Origin of the sequence: Pectobacterium sp. PL64, from assembly GCF_022477975.1 — a bacterium.
Lineage (GTDB): Bacteria > Pseudomonadota > Gammaproteobacteria > Enterobacterales > Enterobacteriaceae > Pectobacterium > Pectobacterium jejuense.
In genome coordinates this window covers 4103352-4124260 of record NZ_CP092070.1, presented here as the reverse complement: position 1 = coordinate 4124260, position 20909 = coordinate 4103352, and the positions used below count along the sequence as shown (strand labels likewise).

Genomic DNA, 20909 nt, shown 5'->3' with positions numbered 1-20909 from the left:
TCATGCACGGCGTTTCCCTCACCGGATAACCCGTACCTATGGACGTTTCTGATCTGCTCGATGGCCTCAACGACAAACAGCGTGACGCGGTAGCCGCGCCGCGCAGCAATTTATTGGTGCTGGCGGGGGCAGGCAGCGGCAAAACTCGGGTACTGGTTCATCGCATTGCCTGGCTTTTGTCCGTCGAAAACTGTTCGCCGTACTCCATCATGGCGGTGACGTTTACCAACAAAGCGGCGGCGGAGATGCGCCACCGTATCGATCACCTGATCGGCACCAGCCAGGGCGGCATGTGGATCGGCACTTTCCACGGGCTGGCGCACCGCCTGCTGCGTGCACACCATATGGACGCCAATCTGCCGCAGGATTTCCAGATTCTGGACAGCGAAGATCAACTGCGTCTGCTGAAACGTCTGATTCGGGCACTCAATCTGGATGAGAAACAGTGGCCGCCGCGTCAGGCGATGTGGTTCATCAACGGGAAGAAAGATGAAGGCCTACGTCCGCAGCACATTGAAAGCTACGGCAACCCTATCGAACAAACGTGGCAGCGCGTGTATCAGGCCTATCAGGAAGCGTGCGATCGCGCCGGGCTGGTGGATTTCGCCGAACTGCTGCTACGTGCGCATGAACTGTGGCTGAACAAGCCACATGTGCTGAACCACTATCGCGAACGGTTTACCAACATTCTGGTAGACGAATTCCAGGACACCAACCGCATTCAGTACGCCTGGATCCGCATGCTGGCGGGCGACAGCGCCAAGGTGATGATCGTCGGGGATGACGATCAGTCGATTTACGGCTGGCGCGGGGCGCAGGTCGAAAATATTCAGCTGTTCCTGAAAGATTTCGCTGGCGCAGAGACGATCCGTCTGGAGCAGAACTATCGCTCAACCAGCAACATCCTGAAGGCGGCGAATGCGCTTATTGCCCACAACGGCGGGCGACTCGGCAAGAACCTGTGGACCGATGGCGCAGAAGGCGAACCCATCTCGCTGTACTGCGCGTTCAACGAACTGGATGAGGCGCGTTACGTCGTCAACCGGATTAAAGCCTGGCAGGAAAATGGCGGGGCGCTGAGTGATAACGCCATTCTGTATCGGAGCAACGCCCAGTCGCGCGTATTGGAAGAGGCGCTGTTGCAGCAGAGTATGCCGTACCGCATCTACGGCGGCATGCGCTTCTTCGAACGGCAGGAAATTAAAGATGCGCTGTCTTATCTGCGCCTGATCGCCAACCGTAACGACGATGCGGCGTTCGAGCGTGTGGTGAATACGCCGACGCGCGGCATCGGCGATCGCACGCTGGATGTGGTGCGCCAGACGGCGCGCGATCGTCAGTTGACGCTGTGGCAATCCACGCGGGCGCTGTTGCAGGAAAAAGTGCTGGCTGGGCGGGCGGCGGCATCGCTGCAACGCTTTATCGAACTGATCGATGCGCTAGCCTACGAAACGTCTGAGCTGCCGTTGCATATTCAAACCGACCGGGCGATTAAGGATTCCGGCCTGTGGAGCATGTATGAACAGGAAAAAGGCGAGAAAGGGCAGGCGCGGGTAGAAAACCTGGAAGAACTGGTGACGGCGACGCGCCAGTTCAGCTATCAGGAAGAAGATCAGGATTTGATGCCGCTGCAGGCTTTCCTGTCGCATGCCGCGCTGGAAGCGGGCGAAGGTCAGGCGGATGCTAATCAGGATGCGGTTCAGCTTATGACGCTGCACTCGGCGAAAGGGCTGGAGTTCCCGCAGGTCTTTATCGTCGGCATGGAAGAAGGCATGTTCCCTAGCCAGATGTCGCTGGATGAAGGCGGACGTCTGGAAGAAGAGCGTCGTCTGGCTTATGTCGGCGTCACGCGTGCGATGGAAAAGCTGACGATAACCTACGCAGAATCCCGCCGTTTATACGGCAAAGAAGCCTATCACCGACCTTCCCGATTCGTCGGCGAACTGCCGGAAGAGTGTGTTGAAGAAGTGCGCTTACGTGCCAGTGTCTCCCGTCCGGTTAATCATCAGCGTCTCGGCACGCCGATAACGCAAAACGACAGCGGCTACAAATTAGGGCAGCGGGTTCGCCATGCGAAATTCGGCGAAGGTACGATCGTGAATCTGGAAGGCAGCGGCGATCACGCCCGTCTTCAGGTCGCGTTTCAAGGGCAAGGCATTAAATGGCTGGTTGCCGCTTATGCCAGACTGGAAACGGTGTGATCGTCACGATGCGGCTTGAAGTATGACGGGGTTATATAACTTATAAAAACCCTGTCTTAGTCTTTATCGTCATTTTCGACAATGCTAGGTGGCCTGCCGCGTATCCATGGATGTGTGGTATCACAATAAAAAAGGAGCATGCCCATGACGCTAGACCAGATTATTGCCGAGCTACAGAAGAAGAAATGGGTCGATCTCACGCATACGGTGACGGAATCGATTCCTATTTTTAGCGCGTTTGAAGGCGTGTTGCAGCGCAAGACCTTATTCAACGTCGAAGATCATGGGTTTTATGCGCAGGCGGTGACGTTTGCGACGCAGACAGGGACGCATATTGATGCGCCGGGGCATTTTGTCGCGGGTAAGCGCTATCTGGATCGTATTGATAATAAAGAGCTGTTGCTACCGCTGGTAGTGCTCCACAAGCAAGACGCCGTCGCACACGATCCCGATTACCGCCTGTCGGTTGACGACATTCTGGCGTTTGAGCGTGAACACGGAGAAATCCCGTCAGGCAGCTTTGTCGCGTTTGCCAGCGGCTGGAGCACGCGCTGGCCCGATATTGACGCCTTCGCCAATAAAGATGAAGACGGCAACAGCCATACGCCGGGGTGGTCGCTTGAGGCGCTAACGTTCCTGTTTGAAGAGCGCGGCATTAGCGCGGTCGGGCATGAAACGCTGGATACGGATTCCGCCGCGGATTTCCGTCGCAACAACGGGCTTATTGGCGAGTTCTTCGTGCTGAACCAAAATGCCTGGCAGGTTGAGGTCCTGAATAACCTGCATCAGCTGCCGTCTACCGGCGCTTATATTCACGTCAGCTATCCTAATTTCGCTGGTGCGCCTGGCTTCCCCGTCCGTGCCATCGCCTATTTACCCGACAACGCTTAATCGATAAACGCAGTTCTTTTTTACTCTGAGGACTGCGTTTTTTACCACTTTCCGCGCCGAATTTATTGGATAAACCTTATCCATTTGACCAATCTTTTACAGCGTGTTTCAGCCGCGGTTTTAAAGTTGAAGTCTTTTTCATCTCGGCGTAACATGCGCGCATCATTATTCTCGGAGGACTAACGCCTTGGACACACCCAGTCGATACTGGCTCACTAACCTGTTCATTAGGTACAACTTCTAAGGCTATCTTCCTCTGCTGATAGCCTTCGTGGTTGTCAGCGACGCTGTTTTTGTCGCTACGAGTCAGATCCGTCGAACGGACTGAAACCTGCTGGTGACACCTCACCTTTGTTTCTGTGCTTCAATCGCGTTGTCCATCTCTGCTACTGAAAGGGGAGCTATGGCCCATGCTGAGCGCATTTAAACTGGATAATTGCCGTTTATCTCGTCTGGAACTGGATGACTCCGATGATCTCACCACGTCAGTTTGGGTCGATTTGATCGAGCCGGAAGACGATGAGCGTGAAAAAGTACAAAACGAACTGGGACAAAGCCTGGCAACCCGTCCGGAACTGGAAGACATTGAAGCATCAGCACGTTTCTTTGAAGATGAAGACGGCCTGCACATTCACTCCTTTTTCTTTTTTGAAGACGCTGACGATCACGCCGGTAACTCTACCGTGGCGTTTACCATTCGCGATGGTCGCCTGTACACCTTGCGTGAGCGTGAGCTGCCTGCGTTCCGCCTGTATCGCATGCGTGCCCGTAACCAAACGCTGGTGGACGGCAATGCTTACGAACTGCTGCTCGACCTCTTTGAGACCAAAATTGAGCAACTGGCGGACGAAATCGAGAACATCTACAGCGATCTGGAATCGCTGAGCCGCATCATTATGGAAGGGCGGCAGGGCGAAGAGTACGACGACGCGTTGTCTACGCTGGCGGAACTGGAAGACGTGGGCTGGAAAGTGCGCCTGTGTCTGATGGATACCCAACGTGCGCTGAACTTCCTGGTGCGTAAAGCCCGCTTGCCATCCGGCCAGTTGGAGCAGGCGCGCGAAATTTTACGCGATATCGAATCTCTGCTGCCGCACAACGAATCCCTGTTCCAGAAGGTTAACTTCCTGATGCAGGCGGCGATGGGCTTCATCAATATTGAACAGAGCCGGATTATCAAGATCTTCTCGGTGGTCTCCGTGGTGTTCCTGCCACCGACGCTGGTGGCATCCAGCTACGGGATGAACTTTGAATTTATGCCGGAACTGAAGTGGTCGTTTGGCTATCCGGGCGCGATTGTGCTGATGATTCTCGCTGGACTGGCGCCGTACCTCTATTTCAAACGTAAGAACTGGCTCTAAATCTGCCGTATGCGCCTGATGGGGTTTAACCGTCAGGCGCGTCAATATTCCTTCCTTTTTATCGTTCTCCGACTCGCTATTCCTGTTTATTCTTCCGCGCCTGTTCATTCTCCGGCCATCTTGTTTAGAATGGCGAATAGCCTTTCTATTTACTTTCTATGATTAAAAACAGGTCGTGTGCATGAAAGGGATGTCTCCTTGGATGCAATGGGGAATATTGCTGTCGGTTTCATTATTCCTTGGGTTTGGGCTACAGATTTATCACGTTCCCGCCGCGTTGTTGCTAGGGCCGATGATGGTCGGCGTCGTCATGGGGCTAAACGGTGCGACGATTCGCATCCCGCCCGTCTGCTTTGCGGGCAGCAATGCCGTTCTGGGCTGTCTGGTGGCACAAAGCCTGTCATTTTCTATCCTGACACCGTTGATGAGCGAATGGCCGCTGGTGCTGTTCATTCTGCTGGCGACGCTGGCTGCCAGCGGGCTATCCGGTTGGCTGCTGGTCAAATTTAGCGAGTTGCCCGGAACGACCGGAACCTGGGGCGCATCGCCGGGCGGTGCGTCGGCGATGGTCGCGATGTCTGGGGAATTTGGCGCGGACGTGCGGCTGGTCGCCTTCATGCAATATTTACGCGTGCTGATGGTCACCGCGTCGGCGGCGTTCGTAGCGCGCTTGAGTTTGGGTGACGAAGCGGCGGAAAACAGCGCGATGCTGGTCTGGTTTCCTCAGCTGGACTGGCGCTTTCTGGCGACGCTTTGCGTGGCGTTTGGCAGCGCCTGGCTGGGAAGACGCCTGCGTATTCCATCTGGGGCGCTGTTGGGGCCAATGATTATCGGTTCGATGCTGCATGCCAGCGGCACCTTGCATCTGCAAACGCCGGAATGGCTGTTGGCGTTGGCCTATGCTTTTATCGGCTGGAGCGTCGGGCTCTGCTTTACCCGCCCCATCTTTTTACTGGCGATCCGCACGTTGCCGCACATGATGACGTCGATAGTTGGATTGATGCTACTGTGTGGCGGAATGGCGTGGATGGTGACGAAAATGATGCCGGTGGATATGCTGACCGCCTTTCTGGCGACCAGCCCCGGCGGGCTGGATTCGATTGCGATTATTGCCGCAGGCAGTCGGGTCGATATGGCATTTGTGATTGCCATGCAGACGCTGCGGCTGTTTTCGACACTGCTATTCAGCCCGATCTTATCGCGCTTTATTTCCCGTCGTGTTGAGGCTGGGAAACTGTAGCTGGCGTGCGCCGTAGCTTACGCTGCGTATACAGCGCATCCAGAATAAACAGCGCCAGTGCACCCCAGATAAAGCCAAACGTCACCAGCTTGTCGCTGCTGAACGTTTCACCGTAGAACACCACCGCCAGTATGAACATGATGGTAGGGCCGAGATACTGGAAGAAGCCGAGCGTCGACAGGCGCAGGCGCATCGCCGCCGCGGTGAAAAACAGTAACGGCACCGTGGTGACGATACCCGCCGAGAGCAGCAGCAGGTTCAGCGACCAGGGATTGGCTGTCAGATGGCTGCTTGGCGTGTCGGCAATAAAAAACAGATAAATGATCGCGACCGGCAGCAGCCACAGTGTTTCGATCAGCATGCCAGTTTGCCCGTCGATACCAATCTTCTTACGCAGCAGACCGTATAACGCGAAGCTGAAGGCCAGCCCGAGTGCGATAACCGGCAGCGATCCGAACGTCCAGAGCTGAACCAGTACGCCCGTCACGGCGAGCAGCACGGCCAGCCATTGCAGACGGCGAAAGCGTTCGCCCAGGAAGATCATGCCTAACATGACGTTGACCAGTGGGTTGATGAAATACCCCAGACTGGCTTCCAGCATGTGATGGTTGTTGACCGCCCAGATGTACAACAGCCAGTTTCCGCCGATAAGCACCGCCGTTAATGCCAACAGAAACAGATGCTTGACGTTGCGGCAGGCATAGCTCACCTGACGCCATTTCCGGCCGATGGTCAGCAGGATCAGCATAAAGAAGAATGACCAGATAATACGGTGCGTCAGTATTTCATTGGGTGGAACGTGCTCAAGCAGCTTGAAATAAACGGGAGCAATTCCCCAAATAAAATACGCACCGAGGGCGAAAAATATCCCCTCACGGGTTTGTTGCGCGTTCATGGATGACTCGATAAGGACGGCGGGAAAACGCTAAGTCTACCCAAAACTGTGAGCGCTTTCACGTAAAGTGTTAATGACAACATGACCCGGCAATCATGTCTGCCCACGAGAAAGGCTACCCGACAATATAGGTTGCGGTGGCGCTGGCCAGATGCGAGCCCTGTTCGTTATGCAATTCGGCGCGTGCAACGGCGATTTTATTGCCGCCGCGCAGCAGCGTGCTGGTAATGGTGAAGTGTTCTCCATAGCCCGGACGCAGATAATCGACCCGCATATCAATGGTTCCCATGCGGGCGAGTCGGTGATGAAACTCCTGATCGCTAATCGTCTCATGACGCAGCAGCGTGTTGCCGACGCACACCAATCCGGCAGCGACGTCCAGTCCGGCGGCAATCACGCCGCCGTGCAGAATTTTTTGTGCCGCATTGCCGATGAGTTTCTCTTGCCGGGCGAATGTCAGGACGGCTTTGTCGGCTTCAAACTGCTGTAATTCAAGACCTAATTCGATGTTAAACGGCATTTTGTAAATGAAAATCTCACCAACAAGCTGGCGCACGGTATCTCTGGTTAATGTGGTTCCCTGAAATGGGGGGATGCCCTGAAATGATGGTACGTCAGCCATAGTCGTTTCCCGTCCAAGCAATAAGAGATACGCATTAAGTGTGGTTAATTTGATGCAATAAGGTTATGCAAGTGTTTATTTTATGCATTGATTTTGTTTCTTTCCAGAAAAGGCCGATAAACGAGGGAGCGCTAATTCAAACGTTGCTGAACTGTGTAGAATGGCGGGCTTGAGTGGGGAATGGCCGATTAGATAAACGAGTTTATTTAGATAAAAGACTTTATTTATAAAAGAATGCTGGAGAAAAACATGTCGGAGAAAATAAATGCATAAAATAGGATTCGTACTGGCAGCATTACTGATGGCGCAGGCTCATGCTGAAGTCACAACAAACGCGCCAGCGCCAAATCAACCGGCGGTACGCGGCAGCATTATCGCCAGTCTGTTACAAGAGCACGATACCCCGTTTGTCCTCTATCCTTATGAAAGTAACTACTTACTCTACACCTATACCAGCAACATCAATAAAACCGCGATCCAGAGCTATAACTGGGGCGATGAAGCACGTAAAGATGAAGTGCATTACCAACTGAGCCTGGGGTTCCCGATCTGGCGTGGCATTCTGGGCGATAACTCGCTGCTGGGCGCTTCCTATACGCAGCGCTCATGGTGGCAGTTGTCGAATAAGAGCGAGTCTTCTCCGTTCCGTGAAACGGACTATGAGCCACAGGTCTTTTTGGGCTGGGCAACGAGCTACGACTTTGCGGGCTGGACGCTGCGGGATGTAGAAGTAGGCTTTAACCACCAGTCTAATGGCCGTTCCGAACCGACGTCACGCAGTTGGAACCGCGCTTATACCCGCCTGATGGCGCAGAACGGCAACTGGCAGGTCGATGTGAAACCGTGGATACGTTTCTCCGATAGCCAGGACGATAACCCGGACATCACCAAATACATGGGCCATTACCGCTTACGTGTCGGCTATGTGTGGGGCGATAGCGTCTTTAGCGCGGAAGGGCGTTATAACTGGAACAGCGGCTACGGCGGTGGTGAACTGGGCTGGAGCTACCCGCTGACGCGTCATGTTCGCTTTTACACCAAGGTCTTTAGCGGCTATGGCGAATCTCTGATTGACTACAACCACCGCCAGACCCGCTTCGGCGTTGGGGTGACGCTGAACGACATGTTCTAATGATCGTGTTTTTTAGCGATTGCCGTTTTTAGCCATCGTCGTTTTACCAAACTTAACCATTGCAGTTTTACCAAACGGCGCTGAAAATAGCGCCTGTTTGATTTCATTGAATTGGGGAAGGCGTGTCTACGGCGGAAGTATTGAATAAGGAAGCGCTGGCGGTTCAGGTTCTGCGGGACACGTTCGGCTACCAGCAATTCCGACCGGGTCAGCAGGAAATTATCAGCGCGACGCTCAGTGGGCAGGACTGTCTGGTTATCATGCCGACAGGCGGCGGCAAGTCGCTGTGCTATCAAATCCCCGCGCTGGTGATGGACGGGCTGACGCTGGTGGTGTCTCCGCTGATTTCGCTGATGAAAGATCAGGTCGATCAGCTTCAGGCCTACGGTGTGTCGGCTGCCTGCCTGAATTCGACGCAGACGCGTGAACAGCAGCTTGAAGTGATGGCGGGTTGCCGTACCGGTCAAATCAAACTGCTGTATATTGCGCCCGAACGCCTGACGACGGACAGCTTCCTCGATCATCTCGCCCACTGGCAGATCGCCCTGATCGCGGTGGATGAAGCGCACTGCATTTCCCAATGGGGCCATGATTTCCGCCCTGAATACCGCGCGCTGGGGCAGATTAAACAGCGTTTTCCCCATCTTCCTTTCATCGCTTTGACGGCCACCGCTGACGAGACCACGCGCAACGATATCGTTCGCCTGCTGGATCTGCGGTCGCCGCTTATTCAGATCAACAGTTTTGACCGCCCGAATATTCGCTACACGCTGGTAGAGAAATTCAAACCGCTCGATCAGCTCTGGATGTTCGTGCAGGGGCAGCGTGGGAAAAGCGGTATCATCTACTGCAATAGCCGTTCCCGCGTGGAAGATATTTGCGCGCGTTTGCAGGCCCGTGGCCTGAGCGCAGGGGCTTATCACGCCGGTCTGGATAATGAACGGCGTGCGCAGGTGCAGGAAGCGTTCCTGCGTGACGATCTTCAGGTGGTGGTGGCGACCGTCGCATTTGGTATGGGCATCAACAAACCTAACGTGCGATTTGTGGTGCACTTTGATATTCCGCGCAATATCGAATCCTACTATCAGGAAACGGGGCGTGCCGGGCGTGACGGCCTCGCGGCTGAAGCCGCGCTGTTCTACGATCCGGCGGATATGGCGTGGCTGCGCCGCTGTCTGGAAGAAAAACCCGCTGGGCCGCAGTTGGATATCGAGCGTCATAAGCTCAATGCGATGGGCGCGTTTGCCGAAGCACAGACCTGTCGGCGTTTGGTGCTGCTGAACTATTTCGGTGAAGGACGCCAACAACCCTGCGGTAACTGCGATGTTTGTCTCGATCCGCCGAAGCGCTACGACGGGCTGGTTGAAGCGCAAAAGGCGCTGTCCTGCGTGTATCGGGTCGGGCAGCGCTTTGGTTTAGGGTATATCGTCGAGGTGCTGCGCGGCGCAAATAACCAGCGTATCCGAGACTTTGGTCATGACAAGCTGCCGGTTTACGGCATCGGTAAGGACAAATCGCAGGAGCATTGGGTCAGCGTACTGCGCCAACTGATTCATCTGGGTTTGCTGAACCAGAACATCACGATGCATTCCGCTGTACAGCTTACCGAATCGGCGCGTCCGGTATTGCGGGGAGAAATGCCGCTACAGCTGGCCGTGCCGCGTGTGATTAACCTGAAACCCCGCGCGAATCAAAAATCTTACGGCGGAAATTACGACCGCAAGCTGTTCGCCAAATTGCGCAAACTACGTAAATCCATCGCGGATGAAGACAATATTCCGCCTTATGTGGTGTTCAGCGATGCGACGCTGCTGGAGATGGCGGAACTGATGCCGATCACCGCAGGTGAACTGCTGAATATCAACGGGGTAGGACACCGTAAACTCGAACGTTTCGGTGCGCCTTTCATGAACATGATTCGCGATCATGTCGATAATGATGACGAGTAACGCTCGTCTTGTCTGACTGCATTTAAAAACAGGAAAACCAACATGCTGATGCTATTTCTGACGGTGGCGCTGGTGCATTTCATTGCGCTGATGAGCCCGGGGCCGGATTTCTTTTTCGTTTCACAAACCGCGGCCAGCCGTTCCCGCCGTGAAGCGATGATGGGCGTGTTGGGTATTTCTCTGGGCGTGGTGGTCTGGGCGGCGATCGCGCTGCTGGGGTTGCATCTGCTGTTGCAAAAAATGGCCTGGCTACATACGGCCATTACCGTCGGCGGCGGGCTGTACCTGTGCTGGATGGGCTGGCAGATGCTGCGCTCCGCACGGCGTAAAGCGCAACTGGAAACCACACAGGAAATGGCGGTGGTCTTGCCTCAGCGTGGCAAAACCTTTATGCGCGGGTTATTGACGAATCTGGCTAACCCGAAGGCGCTGATCTATTTCGGCAGCGTGTTCTCGCTGTTTGTTGGCGATAGCGTCGGCAGCGGTGCCCGCTGGGGACTGTTTGCGCTGATCTCGATTGAAACGCTGATCTGGTTCAGTCTGGTCGCGATGGTTTTCGCCCTACCGGCCATGCGTCGCGGCTATCAGCGTCTAGCAAAATGGGTGGATGGCGTAGCGGGCGTGCTGTTTACCGGATTTGGCCTGCACCTGATTTTTTCTCGCTAATCTTTCCCTGTGAGGATGTCTCTCTCTGCGCACGTTCTGTGGAGAAAAAGCGGTAGGGAAAGCATTTCTTCAAGAAAAAAGCGCGCCGCCATTCACGACGGCGCACTCTTTCATCAGGCCTTTCTCGCCGTGGCGAGTAACGCGCCAACCAGCACAAACAGTGAACCGAATATCCGGTTGAGCATCTTCATCTGCCGTGGGCCTTTTAGCCAGCCGGCGATGCGCGTGGCTAGCGTGGCATAGCCAATCATCACGATAATATCGACCACAACGGTGGTGACGCCCAACACCAGATACTGTGCGGCCTGCGGCTGGTGGGGGATAATGAACTGCGGGAACAGCGCCGCCAGAAACACGATGCTTTTCGGGTTGGTCAGATTCACCAGCACCGCGCGTTTAAAGAGTCGGCGACGCGGCATCGCGCTGGCGATTGCCTGAAGGTCCAGTGCGCCTGCGGCGCGCCATTGCTGAATCCCCAGCCAAATCAGATAAGCCGCGCCCAACCATTTCAGCATATCGAAAGCCAGTACAGATTGGTTAAGCAACGCGCCTAATCCAATGCCGACCAGCACGATATGAATCGCCAGCCCGACCTGCAAACCACAGATCGAAGCCGCCGCGCCGCGATAGCCGTGGCTAATTCCGGTGCTCATGGTGTTGATGGCACCAGATCCGGGTGACAGGCTGAGAATAAGCGTTGTGAGTAAATAGGTTAACCACCAATCCAATGTCATGAAGTATGCCCCTGAATCACGTTCTGTATTACGAGAGTCTGTCTGTTTTTTATGTCACAATACGCTGGTGCTCCACTGCTTGTCATGTTCTTCCGCTAGCTTTGTTTTCCCGCGTCACCGGAGAGGTGTGATGATTCGACGCCACAATACGTTGTTTACGTCGGAACGGTTAACGCCTGAAGGGTTAACCTCGAACCTGTTAACGCGAGAAGCGCAGTTTGCCGCTTTTGCTACCGGAGAATTACTGGATTTCTGGCGTCAGCGCGAAGAGGGCGAATTCTCTGGCGTTGACGATGTACCGATCCGGTTTGTTCGCTTTACCGCGCCCCAGCACGACAAGATTGTCGTTGTCTTTTCAGGCCGTATCGAAAGCTATGTCAAATATAGCGAAGTCGCTTATGACCTCTTTCACAGCGGCTATGATGTACTCATCATGGATCATCGTGGGCAAGGGCGATCGGGACGGGTGCTGCAAGACGGCCACCGTGGACACGTCGTGCGCTTCAGTGATTATGTCGATGATGCCGAAACGCTGTGCCAGCAGCATATTGGCCCGAAGCACTATACCCGCCGGTTTGCCTTAGCGCATTCAATGGGTGGGGCGATTTTGGCGCAGCTTCTGATTCGCCAACCTGAGACGTTTGATGCCGTAGCGCTGTGCGCGCCGATGTTTGGTATTCGTTTGCCGCTTCCCCATTGCGTGGCTGGCTGGATTGTCGATTGGGCAGAGCGTCGCCCGGCGATTCGTGATTACTACGCCATCGGCACCGGACAGTGGCGTCCTTTGCCTTATCGGATGAATGTGTTGACGCACAGCCGTGAGCGCTACCAGCGCAGCATTCGATTTTATGCGGATTCGCCGGATTTGCGCATTGGTGGCCCGACTTACCATTGGGTGCGTGAGGCCATACAGGCGGGGAAACAGCTACTGGCACAGGCCAGCGCCATCACTACGCCGCTTCTGCTGCTACAGGCGGGAGAGGAGCGCGTGGTGGATAACCGTAGCCAGAATGCGTTTTGCCAGATACTGGCACAGAACGGTAACGCCAATTCAAATGGCGTTTTGCAGGTTATCCCCGGTGCGCGGCACGAAATTCTCTTTGAAACGGATAACCTCCGCGCTCAGGCATTTGCGCTGATTTTGGCGCACTTTGCGCGTTATCATTAATTTTAGACTGTTGGCAGGTCGTTCAACGGACGCTGCCAGCAACCTCGTTAATTTTTTGCGGCGCGTGCCGCCACAACACACCAGAAGTGAGATCTCATCGTTATGTACCATGTCGTTGCTTCCGATTTAGATGGCACACTGCTGTCACCTGACCACTCGCTGTCCCCCTATGCGAAAGAAACCCTCAGGCTGCTGACGGAGAAAGGGATTCACTTTGTGTTCGCTACCGGACGGCATCACATGGATGTCGCGCAGATCCGCGATAACCTCGGTATCAACGCGTTTATGATTACCTCGAATGGTGCACGCGTGCACAACTCGCAGGGCGAGCTGATTTTCAGCCACAACCTGGATCAAGATATCGCCCGCGACCTTTACAGCGTCGTACACAATAACCCCGATATGCTGACGCACGTTTACCGCGATGATGAGTGGTTTATGAACCGTCCGCGCGCGGAAGAAGAGCGTTTCTTCAAAGAGTCGATCTTTAAATACAAGCTGTTCGAACCTGCACTGCTCGAAACCGATGGCGTCAGCAAGGTGTTCTTTACCTGTGATTCCCATGAGCAGCTGTTACCGCTGGAAGAAGCGCTTAACGCGCGCTGGGGCGACCGCGTCAACGTGAGTTTTTCGACGCTTACCTGTCTGGAAGTGATGGCTGGCGGCGTGTCTAAAGGCCATGCGTTGGAACAAGTGGCGAAGATTATCGGCTTCTCGCTCAAAGAGTGTGTGGCGTTTGGTGATGGCATGAACGACTACGAAATGCTGTCGATGGCGGGTAAAGGCTGCGTGATGCAGAACGCGCATCAGCGCCTGAAAGATATGCTGCCAGATCGCGAAGTGATTGGGTCTAACGCGGACAGCGCGGTGCCGAATTACCTGCGTGAACTGTTTCTGAAGTAATCGATATGATTGAGTCAGTGCATCATCGGGCACATCGTGCCCGATGGCAACGCTGAGACTCAGCGCGGTTTTTTCAGGAAATCGACCGCTTTGTCGGGAAAATCGGTGAACAGGCCGTCAACATTCGCCTGATAGTAGAGAATGTCGTAGAGCCGATCGATATCGCTAGCGTACGCCGGTAGCCTGTCGGCCCTTGCCGTGAACGGATGAACCTGAAGTTTATGCTGGTGGACTTCCTTCACCATGTCGGTAAAGGTGATGTGGCCAGGCGTCGATCCTTTCTGGATGAGCATGTGATAGTCCGGGCCGATACCGTCGGCATAGGTCGCAATCTGCTGCATAGCGCCGGGCTTTTGCATCCAGTCATAGTTGTAATTCACCCACGTCCCATCGGCCTGCTTCTCGTAGGTTTCATGCCAGTTGGTATAGGCAATCAGTTGAATCAGGTTCAGATCCATCTTCATCTGCGGCTGCAATTCGGTTTTGATGCGTTTTAGCTCCGCGACGTCAAACGATTGCAGGAAGACCTTATCGCTCTTCTTCGTATAGCCATACTGCTTCAGCACGGTCAGCGTTTCGCGCGCGATGTCTTTCCCTTCCTGATGGTGAAACCACGGCGCTTTGATTTCGGGGTAGAGTCCGATGTTTTTGCCGGTTGAGTGGTTCAGACCCTGAATAAACTCAATTTCTTCCTGAAAGGTATGAATACGGAAGTCGGATTTCCACATCGGAAAACGGTTCGGGTAACTCTGTACCTGCTTGCCGTCTTTGATGTCGAATCCTTCGGTAAATTTTAGCGATTTGATCTCTTGTAGCGTGAAGTCGATAGCGTAAAAGCGTCCATCTTTACGGGCGCGTTGTGGAAAACGTTCTGCCACGTCGGTCACGCGATCCAGATAGTGATCGTGCAGGACAATGAGCGCGTTATCTTTGGTGAGTACCAGATCCTGCTCCAGATAATCGGCACCCTGAGCGTAGGCCATCGCTTTTGCAGGAAGCGTATGCTCAGGCAGATAGCCGCTGGCACCGCGGTGGGCAATAACGATTTTGTCGGTTGATGAAGCGAAAGTACTAGTACTAAAAGAAACGGAGAGCGCGAGGGCGGAGAGTAGGGATGTTACGGTAACGTTCATGCGATCAAACCTCTTTCTGTTGAGAGAAAGGCGGCGTCATCATGACGCCGCCAGAGGGATGCTTACAAGAGCGGGTTAGGCGCGATGGGCTAACTCTGCTTTATGCTTTTTCTCATTCAGCATAACAACAACCAGAAGAATTACAGCCAGAATGCTGCCGCCGATCATGACCATGAAGCCGCCGTCCCAACCGAAGAAGTCAACGGTGTAGCCGACGATGGCGCTAGCGGCAACGGAACCGCCCAGGTAGCCGAACAGACCGGTGAAGCCCGCTGCGGTACCCGCTGCTTTTTTCGGTGCCAGTTCCAGTGCATGCAGACCAATCAGCATGACCGGGCCGTAAATCAGGAAGCCGATGACGATCATACAGGCCATGTCCACACCTGGATTGCCGGCTGGGTTCATCCAGTAAACGATGGTTGCTATTGTCACCAGCGTCATGAAGAACACGCCCGTTGCACCACGGTTGCCTTTGAAGACCTTGTCGGACATCCAACCGCACAGCAGCGTGCCCGGAATACCTGCGTATTCGTAGAAGAAATAGGCCCAGGAAGACTTATCCAGTGCGAAGTGTTTAACTTCCTTCAGGTAGGTCGGTGACCAATCGAGGATACCGTAACGCAGCAGGTAAACGAAGACGTTGGCAATCGCGATGTACCACAGCAGTTTGTTCGGGAAAACGTACTGCATGAAGATCTGCTTAGCCGTCAGTTCTTCTTCCGCTTTTTCATTGTAATCAACCGGATAATCGTTTTTGTACTCTTCAATTGGCGGCAGACCACAGGATTGCGGCGTGTCACGCATCAGTGCAAAAGCGATCATGGCAATCAGAATGGCGGCGAAGGCCGGCATATAGAGTGCTGCTTTCCAGTCGTTGAACCAGGCCATACCCAGCAGGAACAGCAGAGGAGGAATACCACCGCCGACGTTGTGAGCACAGTTCCATACGGACACGATGCCACCACGTTCTTTCTGCGACCACCAGTGAACCATGGTACGTCCGCACGGCGGCCAACCCATACCCTGGAACCATCCGCACAGGAACAGCAGGACAAACATAATCGCAATGCTGGACGTTGCCCACGGCACGAAGCCCATGAACAGCATGACCGCACCAGACAGAATCAGACCCGCAGGCAGGAACACGCGTGGGTTAGAACGGTCGGATATCGACCCCATGATGAATTTAGAAAAGCCATAGGCGATGGAAATGCCGGACAGCGCAAAACCCAGATCGCCACGCGAGAAGCCTTGCTCAATCAGGTAAGGCATGGCGAGTGCGAAGTTTTTACGCACCAGATAGTAGGCGGCGTAGCCAAAAAAGATCCCCATGAAAATCTGCCAGCGCAGGCGGCGATAGAGCGGATCGACGTGTTCTTGCGACACGCGCGGCTGGTGGGCGGCGGGCCTAAAAATACTCAGCATAGAGATCTCCAATGCGAAAAAAAACGATAGCTTTTTTGTTCTATTACGAACGTTATTGTAAGGGGATAGCGTGCAAATGAGTGTGATTCATGACGCTGATGTTACACTTTTATGAAACTGTGACGATTTTTGCGCTCATGTTAACAGAATCGGAAAATTCCACAGTGCGGTTTTAGTGACCTAAATCACACTTATTGTTTTTAAACCCCGCTTTATTTTCGTTTAGTGTTCGTTTTTGCTCTTTATCAAACATTAACCCTTCTTTCTGTGTCCCAATAGCAACATGTATACCATCCGCCTGGAGCGAGACATGAAGCAAAATACGGGGAACTGGCGTGAAACTGACGTGGTTGTCATCGGCGGTGGTGCGACGGGAGCGGGAACGGCACGGGACTGTGCTCTGCGTGGACTGCGCTGCCTGCTGCTTGAACGTTATGATATTGCGACCGGAGCGACCGGCCGTAATCACGGCTTATTACACAGCGGCGCCCGCTATGCGGTAACCGATGGCGAGTCTGCCCGCGAATGTATTGAAGAAAACCAGATTCTCCGGCGGATCGCTCGCCACTGTATTGAACCTACCGACGGTCTGTTTATCACCTTGCCCGAAGACGATCTCGGCTGGCAGGCACAGTTTATTACCGCCTGCCAGCAGGCGGGGATTCGCGCGCAGGCGTTGGACCCGCAGGAAGCGTTACGACTGGAACCGGCAGCAAATCCGACGCTGATTGGCGCGGTGCGCGTGCCGGATGGGTCGGTCGATCCTTTTCGCCTGACGGCGGCCAACATGATCGATGCCTGCGAGCACGGCGCGGAAGTCTTGACCTATCACGAGGTCATTGGTCTGATTCGCAAGGGCGATCGTATTACCGGCGTGCGCGTTTTCGACCATAAAAAAGGTGTAGAAACAGAAATTTATGCACAGATAGTAGTCAACGCGGGCGGTATTTGGGGGCAGCACATTGCGGAATATGCCGATCTGCGCGTGCGCATGTTCCCGGCAAAAGGCGCGCTGTTGATTCTTGGACACCGTATCAACAACATGGTGATCAACCGCTGCCGAAAACCAGCAGATGCCGACATTCTGGTGCCGGGCGATACCATTTCGCTGATTGGCACCACCTCAACCCACATCGATTACGATCAAATCGACAATATGCTGGTGACGCCTGCCGAGGTGGAAACGCTGATGCGGGAAGGTTCGATGCTGGCACCGACGTTGGCGAGCACGCGTATTCTGCGCGCCTATGCGGGCGTCCGACCGCTGGTTGCCAGCGATAGCGACCCGAGCGGCCGTAGCGTGAGCCGCGGCATTGTGCTGCTCGACCATGCCAGCCGCGACGGGCTGGAAGGGTTCATTACTATCACTGGCGGCAAGCTGATGACCTACCGGCTGATGGCGGAGTGGGTGACAGACGCCATCTGCAAAAAGCTGGGTCATGACGTGGCCTGCTCGACGGCACAGACGCCGCTGCCCGGTTCTGAATCGCTGGAGGAGGTGAAATCCGCTCCTCACGCCCTGTCTGCTTATCCTGCGGCAAAACCGCTCTCTGCGCCGCTGCGCGGTTCGGCGATTTATCGCCACGGTGAACGTGCCGGAAGAATGCTGTCCGGTGAGCGTCTGGACCGCAGCCTGGTGTGCGAGTGTGAGGCGGTGACGGCGGGGGAAGTGCGCTACGCCGTGGAATCACTGCAGGTGAATAACCTGATTGATTTACGCCGGCGCACCCGCGTGGGTATGGGCACCTGTCAGGGTGAACTGTGCGCCTGTCGTGCGGCGGGTTTGCTGTGCCGTCTGGGCACCGCGACGCCGGAGCAGTCGCTCACGCAGCTCAGCCAGTTTTTGAACGAACGCTGGAAAGGCATTCGCCCGATTGCGTGGGGCAATGCGCTGCGCGAAAGCGAGTTTACCAGCTGGATTTATCAGGGATTGTGCGGCCTGTCGGCCAGCGACAGCCAGGAGGATCGTCATGCGCTATGACGTTGTGATTATCGGTGGCGGACTGGCGGGATTGACCTGCGGCATTCGCTTATCGGAGCAGGGGAAACGCTGCGCGATTGTCAGCGCGGGGCAGAATGCGCTGCATTTTTCTTCCGGCGCGCTGGATTTACTCTCCCATCTGCCTGACGGGCAGCCCGTGAGCCAGCCGCTCGATGCGCTGGATGAATTGGCGCGTCAGGCTCCTCATCACCCTTATTCCCGCATGGGCGCGGCGGCAGTTTCGGCACTGTTGCCACAGGTTGAAGCATTGCTGGAACGCAGCAATATCACCTTGCAGGGCAATCATCAGCAGAACCACTGGCGCATGACGCCGTTAGGTAAGTTTCGCGCCTGCTGGCTGAGTCCGGTTGATGGCGTAACGCGTGGTCTGCCGGATTCCCGCTTTGGCGACAATCCGCTGATTGCGGGAATCGAAGGCTTTCTGGATTTTCAGTCCCGTATTGTGGCCGGTACGCTTCAGGCGCAGGGGATCGCGGCACGCAGTGATGAGCTCAAGCTGCCCGTGCTGGATCGGTTGCGTCAGAACCCCAGCGAATTCCGCGCGGTCAACATCGCCCGCGTGCTCGACCGACCGGAAAATCGTTCGGCACTGGTGGAAGAGCTGTCGCTTCTGGCTAACGGGAACGATGCCATCATCATGCCCGCCTGTCTGGGATTGGACAGCCCTGAAATCATCAATGAACTCGCTTATGCGTTAGGTAAACCGGTGCTGCTGTTACCGACATTGCCGCCGTCATTGCTCGGGTTACGCCTGCATCAGGCGCTGTCGCAGCGCTTTCGCCAACTGGGTGGCATGGTGATGCCGGGCGATCGCGCGGTGCGTGCCTCGCTGTCGCCGCAGGAGATTGCCGTCCATAGCCACCATCACCGTGATATTCCGCTGCGGGCGAAGCACGCGGTGCTGGCGAGCGGTAGCTTCTTCAGTAACGGGCTGGTGACGCAGTTTGATCGGGTGACCGAACCGGTCTTTGGGCTGGATATTCGATTCGCTGACCAGCGCGAGGGCTGGAGCCAGCAGGATGTGTTTGCGCCGCAGCCTTATATGCAATTTGGCGCGATGGTCGATGAACATCTGCATCCGCGCATTGGGGGCGAAACGGTCAACAACCTGTATGCGATTGGCGCGGTGCTGGAAGGCTTCGACCCGATTGTACAGGGATGTGGAGCCGGGGTTTCCTTGCTCAGCGCACTTCATGTTGCCGAACAGATTTTGAAGGAGGGCAACCCATGAGCCTGCTTAGCGATAACAGTTTTGAAGATTGCATCAAGTGTACAGTCTGTACCACGTACTGCCCGGTTTCGCGCGTGAATCCGCTTTATCCCGGCCCGAAACAGGCTGGGCCGGACGGCGAACGCCTGCGGCGTAAAGATCCGGCGCTGTATGATGATGCGCTGAAATACTGCACCAACTGCAAACGTTGTGAGGTCGCGTGCCCGTCGGATGTTAAAATTGGCGACATTATTCAGCGTGCAAAGGGGACGCACAGCACCCACAAGCCGACGCTGCGCGATGCGATTCTGAGCCATACCGATCTCATGGGATCGATCGCCACGCCGTTTGCGCCGCTGGTGAATACGGCGACCAGCCTGAAGCCGGTGCGCCACCTGCTGGATAAAGCGTTGAAAATCGATCATCGTCGCCAGTTGCCGAAATATTCATTCGGCACCTTCCGGCGCTGGTATCGCCAGCAGGCAGCAAAGCAGCAGGCTTATGATGAGCAGATCGCTTACTTCCACGGCTGCTATGTGAACTACAACCATCCACAGCTGGGTAAAGATCTGGTTCAGGTCTTCAACGCGATGGGCATTGGCGTCCAGTTGCTGAATAAAGAGAAGTGCTGCGGCGTGCCGCTGATCGCCAATGGTTTTCACGACAAAGCCAGAAAGCAGGCACATGCGAATATCAAATCGCTGGATGAGGCAATCAATCAGAAATCCCTGCCGGTGGTCGCGACGTCCTCCAGCTGTACGTTCACGCTGCGGGACGAGTACCCGCATCTGCTGGGCGTGGATAACGGCCATGTGCGCGACGGCGTCGAACTGGTGACGCGCCAGCTCTACCGCCTGCTGGAAGAAGAAGGGCGCACGCTGCCGCTGGGTAAATTGCCGCTGCGGGTGGCGTATCACACGCCTTGCCACCTGGAACGTATGGGCTGGACGGCGTATACCCTGGCGCTGCTGCAACGCATCCCCGGTCTTGAGCTGGTGATGCTGGATTCCCAGTGCTGCGGCATTGCGGGCACCTACGGCTTTAAGAAAGAGAATTACGCCACGTCGCAAGGCATTGGCGCACCGCTGTTCCAGCAGATTGAAGAGAGCGGGGTCGATATCGTGGTGACGGACTGCGAAACCTGTAAATGGCAGATTGAGATGTCGACCAGCAAACGGTGTGAACACCCGATCACCTTGTTGGCGAGGTCACTGGCGCAGCCAGAATAACAAACAGAAGGGGAGCAAAACGGGCTGTTCCTCAGTCCGTATTGAGAATAAGAATTTATCGCAAAAAGCACTTTACAAGTGCGAATGATAATGATTATTATTGCTGTGCGTTCCGGGGAACGATGTCATGCGCCTGTGTTAATTACCG

18 protein-coding genes are annotated in these 20909 nt (G+C 55.0%); 13 read left to right on the top strand and 5 right to left on the bottom strand.

Translation table 11 applies throughout. The features are described from left to right. Positions 1–38 precede the first annotated feature (38 nt). From uvrD to HP572_RS18525, 5 genes are all read left to right on the top strand, one after another. Positions 39–2201, top strand: coding sequence for a DNA helicase II (gene uvrD / locus HP572_RS18540; RefSeq protein ID WP_240583986.1), 2163 nt, complete (start codon positions 39–41; stop codon positions 2199–2201). A 144-nt stretch (positions 2202–2345) separates the two neighbouring features. After that, positions 2346–3092, top strand: a complete 747-nt coding sequence (locus HP572_RS18535; protein ID WP_240583985.1) for a cyclase family protein — start codon at positions 2346–2348, stop codon at positions 3090–3092. A gap of 187 nt (positions 3093–3279) precedes the next feature. Next, positions 3280–3336 (top strand): YsgD/CorL family protein, encoded by a 57-nt coding sequence (gene ysgD, locus HP572_RS23025; RefSeq protein ID WP_349814568.1) that lies wholly within the window; start codon positions 3280–3282, stop codon positions 3334–3336. A gap of 166 nt (positions 3337–3502) precedes the next feature. Beyond that, positions 3503–4453: a magnesium/cobalt transporter CorA gene (corA, locus tag HP572_RS18530; protein WP_039466184.1), complete on the top strand. Its 951-nt coding sequence runs from the start codon at positions 3503–3505 to the stop codon at positions 4451–4453. 181 nt (positions 4454–4634) lie between these two features. Continuing rightward, positions 4635–5693: an AbrB family transcriptional regulator gene (locus HP572_RS18525; RefSeq protein WP_240583984.1), complete on the top strand. Its 1059-nt coding sequence runs from the start codon at positions 4635–4637 to the stop codon at positions 5691–5693. On the opposite strand, the gene rarD is transcribed toward HP572_RS18525, so the two are convergent. Continuing rightward, complete coding sequence (gene rarD / locus HP572_RS18520; protein WP_240583983.1) at positions 5659–6588, bottom strand: EamA family transporter RarD; 930 nt, start codon at positions 6586–6588, stop codon at positions 5659–5661. The two genes, HP572_RS18525 and rarD, sit on opposite strands and share 35 nt — an antisense overlap. 115 nt (positions 6589–6703) lie before the next feature. Further along, on the bottom strand, positions 6704–7210 hold the full coding sequence (locus HP572_RS18515) for a thioesterase family protein (protein ID WP_240583982.1): 507 nt from the start codon (positions 7208–7210) through the stop codon (positions 6704–6706). 265 nt (positions 7211–7475) lie between these two features. Here HP572_RS18515 and pldA point away from each other — a divergent pair, with 265 nt between their 5' ends. From pldA to rhtC, 3 genes are all read left to right on the top strand, one after another. Beyond that, positions 7476–8342 carry a phospholipase A gene (pldA, locus tag HP572_RS18510; protein ID WP_240583981.1) on the top strand — a complete coding sequence of 289 codons (867 nt, stop codon included), beginning with the start codon at positions 7476–7478 and terminating at the stop codon, positions 8340–8342. Positions 8343–8464: 122 nt separating this feature from the next. After that, entirely contained in the window at positions 8465–10291 is a 1827-nt protein-coding gene (recQ, locus tag HP572_RS18505; RefSeq protein ID WP_240583980.1) for an ATP-dependent DNA helicase RecQ, read from the top strand. Between the two features lie 42 nt (positions 10292–10333). Next, a complete protein-coding gene (gene rhtC, locus HP572_RS18500) occupies positions 10334–10957 on the top strand; it encodes a threonine export protein RhtC (protein ID WP_240583979.1) in 624 nt (207 codons plus the stop codon). Positions 10958–11070: 113 nt separating this feature from the next. On the opposite strand, the gene rhtB is transcribed toward rhtC, so the two are convergent. Beyond that, the gene (gene rhtB / locus HP572_RS18495; RefSeq protein WP_225086091.1) at positions 11071–11691 is read right to left on the bottom strand and encodes a homoserine/homoserine lactone efflux protein; all 621 of its coding nucleotides are present in this window, start codon (positions 11689–11691) and stop codon (positions 11071–11073) included. A 130-nt stretch (positions 11692–11821) separates the two neighbouring features. On the opposite strand from rhtB, the gene pldB reads away from it, so the two are divergent. Both pldB and yigL read left to right on the top strand, forming a co-directional pair. Beyond that, positions 11822–12859, top strand: a complete 1038-nt coding sequence (gene pldB / locus HP572_RS18490) for a lysophospholipase L2 (RefSeq protein ID WP_240583978.1) — start codon at positions 11822–11824, stop codon at positions 12857–12859. Positions 12860–12961: 102 nt separating this feature from the next. Continuing rightward, the gene (yigL, locus tag HP572_RS18485) at positions 12962–13762 is read left to right on the top strand and encodes a sugar/pyridoxal phosphate phosphatase YigL (protein ID WP_039486735.1); all 801 of its coding nucleotides are present in this window, start codon (positions 12962–12964) and stop codon (positions 13760–13762) included. 59 nt (positions 13763–13821) lie between these two features. On the opposite strand, the gene glpQ is transcribed toward yigL, so the two are convergent. Then, on the bottom strand, positions 13822–14895 hold the full coding sequence (gene glpQ / locus HP572_RS18480; protein ID WP_240583977.1) for a glycerophosphodiester phosphodiesterase: 1074 nt from the start codon (positions 14893–14895) through the stop codon (positions 13822–13824). Between the two features lie 75 nt (positions 14896–14970). Beyond that, entirely contained in the window at positions 14971–16320 is a 1350-nt protein-coding gene (gene glpT, locus HP572_RS18475; RefSeq protein ID WP_240583976.1) for a glycerol-3-phosphate transporter, read from the bottom strand. A gap of 310 nt (positions 16321–16630) precedes the next feature. On the opposite strand from glpT, the gene glpA reads away from it, so the two are divergent. Genes glpA through glpC form a run of 3 tightly spaced genes read left to right on the top strand, consistent with a single transcriptional unit; the run spans position 16631 to position 20761 of the window. Beyond that, entirely contained in the window at positions 16631–18301 is a 1671-nt protein-coding gene (gene glpA / locus HP572_RS18470; protein ID WP_240583975.1) for an anaerobic glycerol-3-phosphate dehydrogenase subunit A, read from the top strand. Further along, on the top strand, positions 18291–19553 hold the full coding sequence (glpB, locus tag HP572_RS18465) for a glycerol-3-phosphate dehydrogenase subunit GlpB (protein WP_240583974.1): 1263 nt from the start codon (positions 18291–18293) through the stop codon (positions 19551–19553). The genes glpA and glpB overlap by 11 nt, the downstream gene beginning before the upstream one ends. After that, on the top strand, positions 19550–20761 hold the full coding sequence (gene glpC, locus HP572_RS18460) for an anaerobic glycerol-3-phosphate dehydrogenase subunit GlpC (RefSeq protein WP_127157853.1): 1212 nt from the start codon (positions 19550–19552) through the stop codon (positions 20759–20761). Before glpB ends, glpC begins: the two co-directional genes overlap by 4 nt. The last annotated feature ends 148 nt before the right edge of the window (positions 20762–20909 follow it).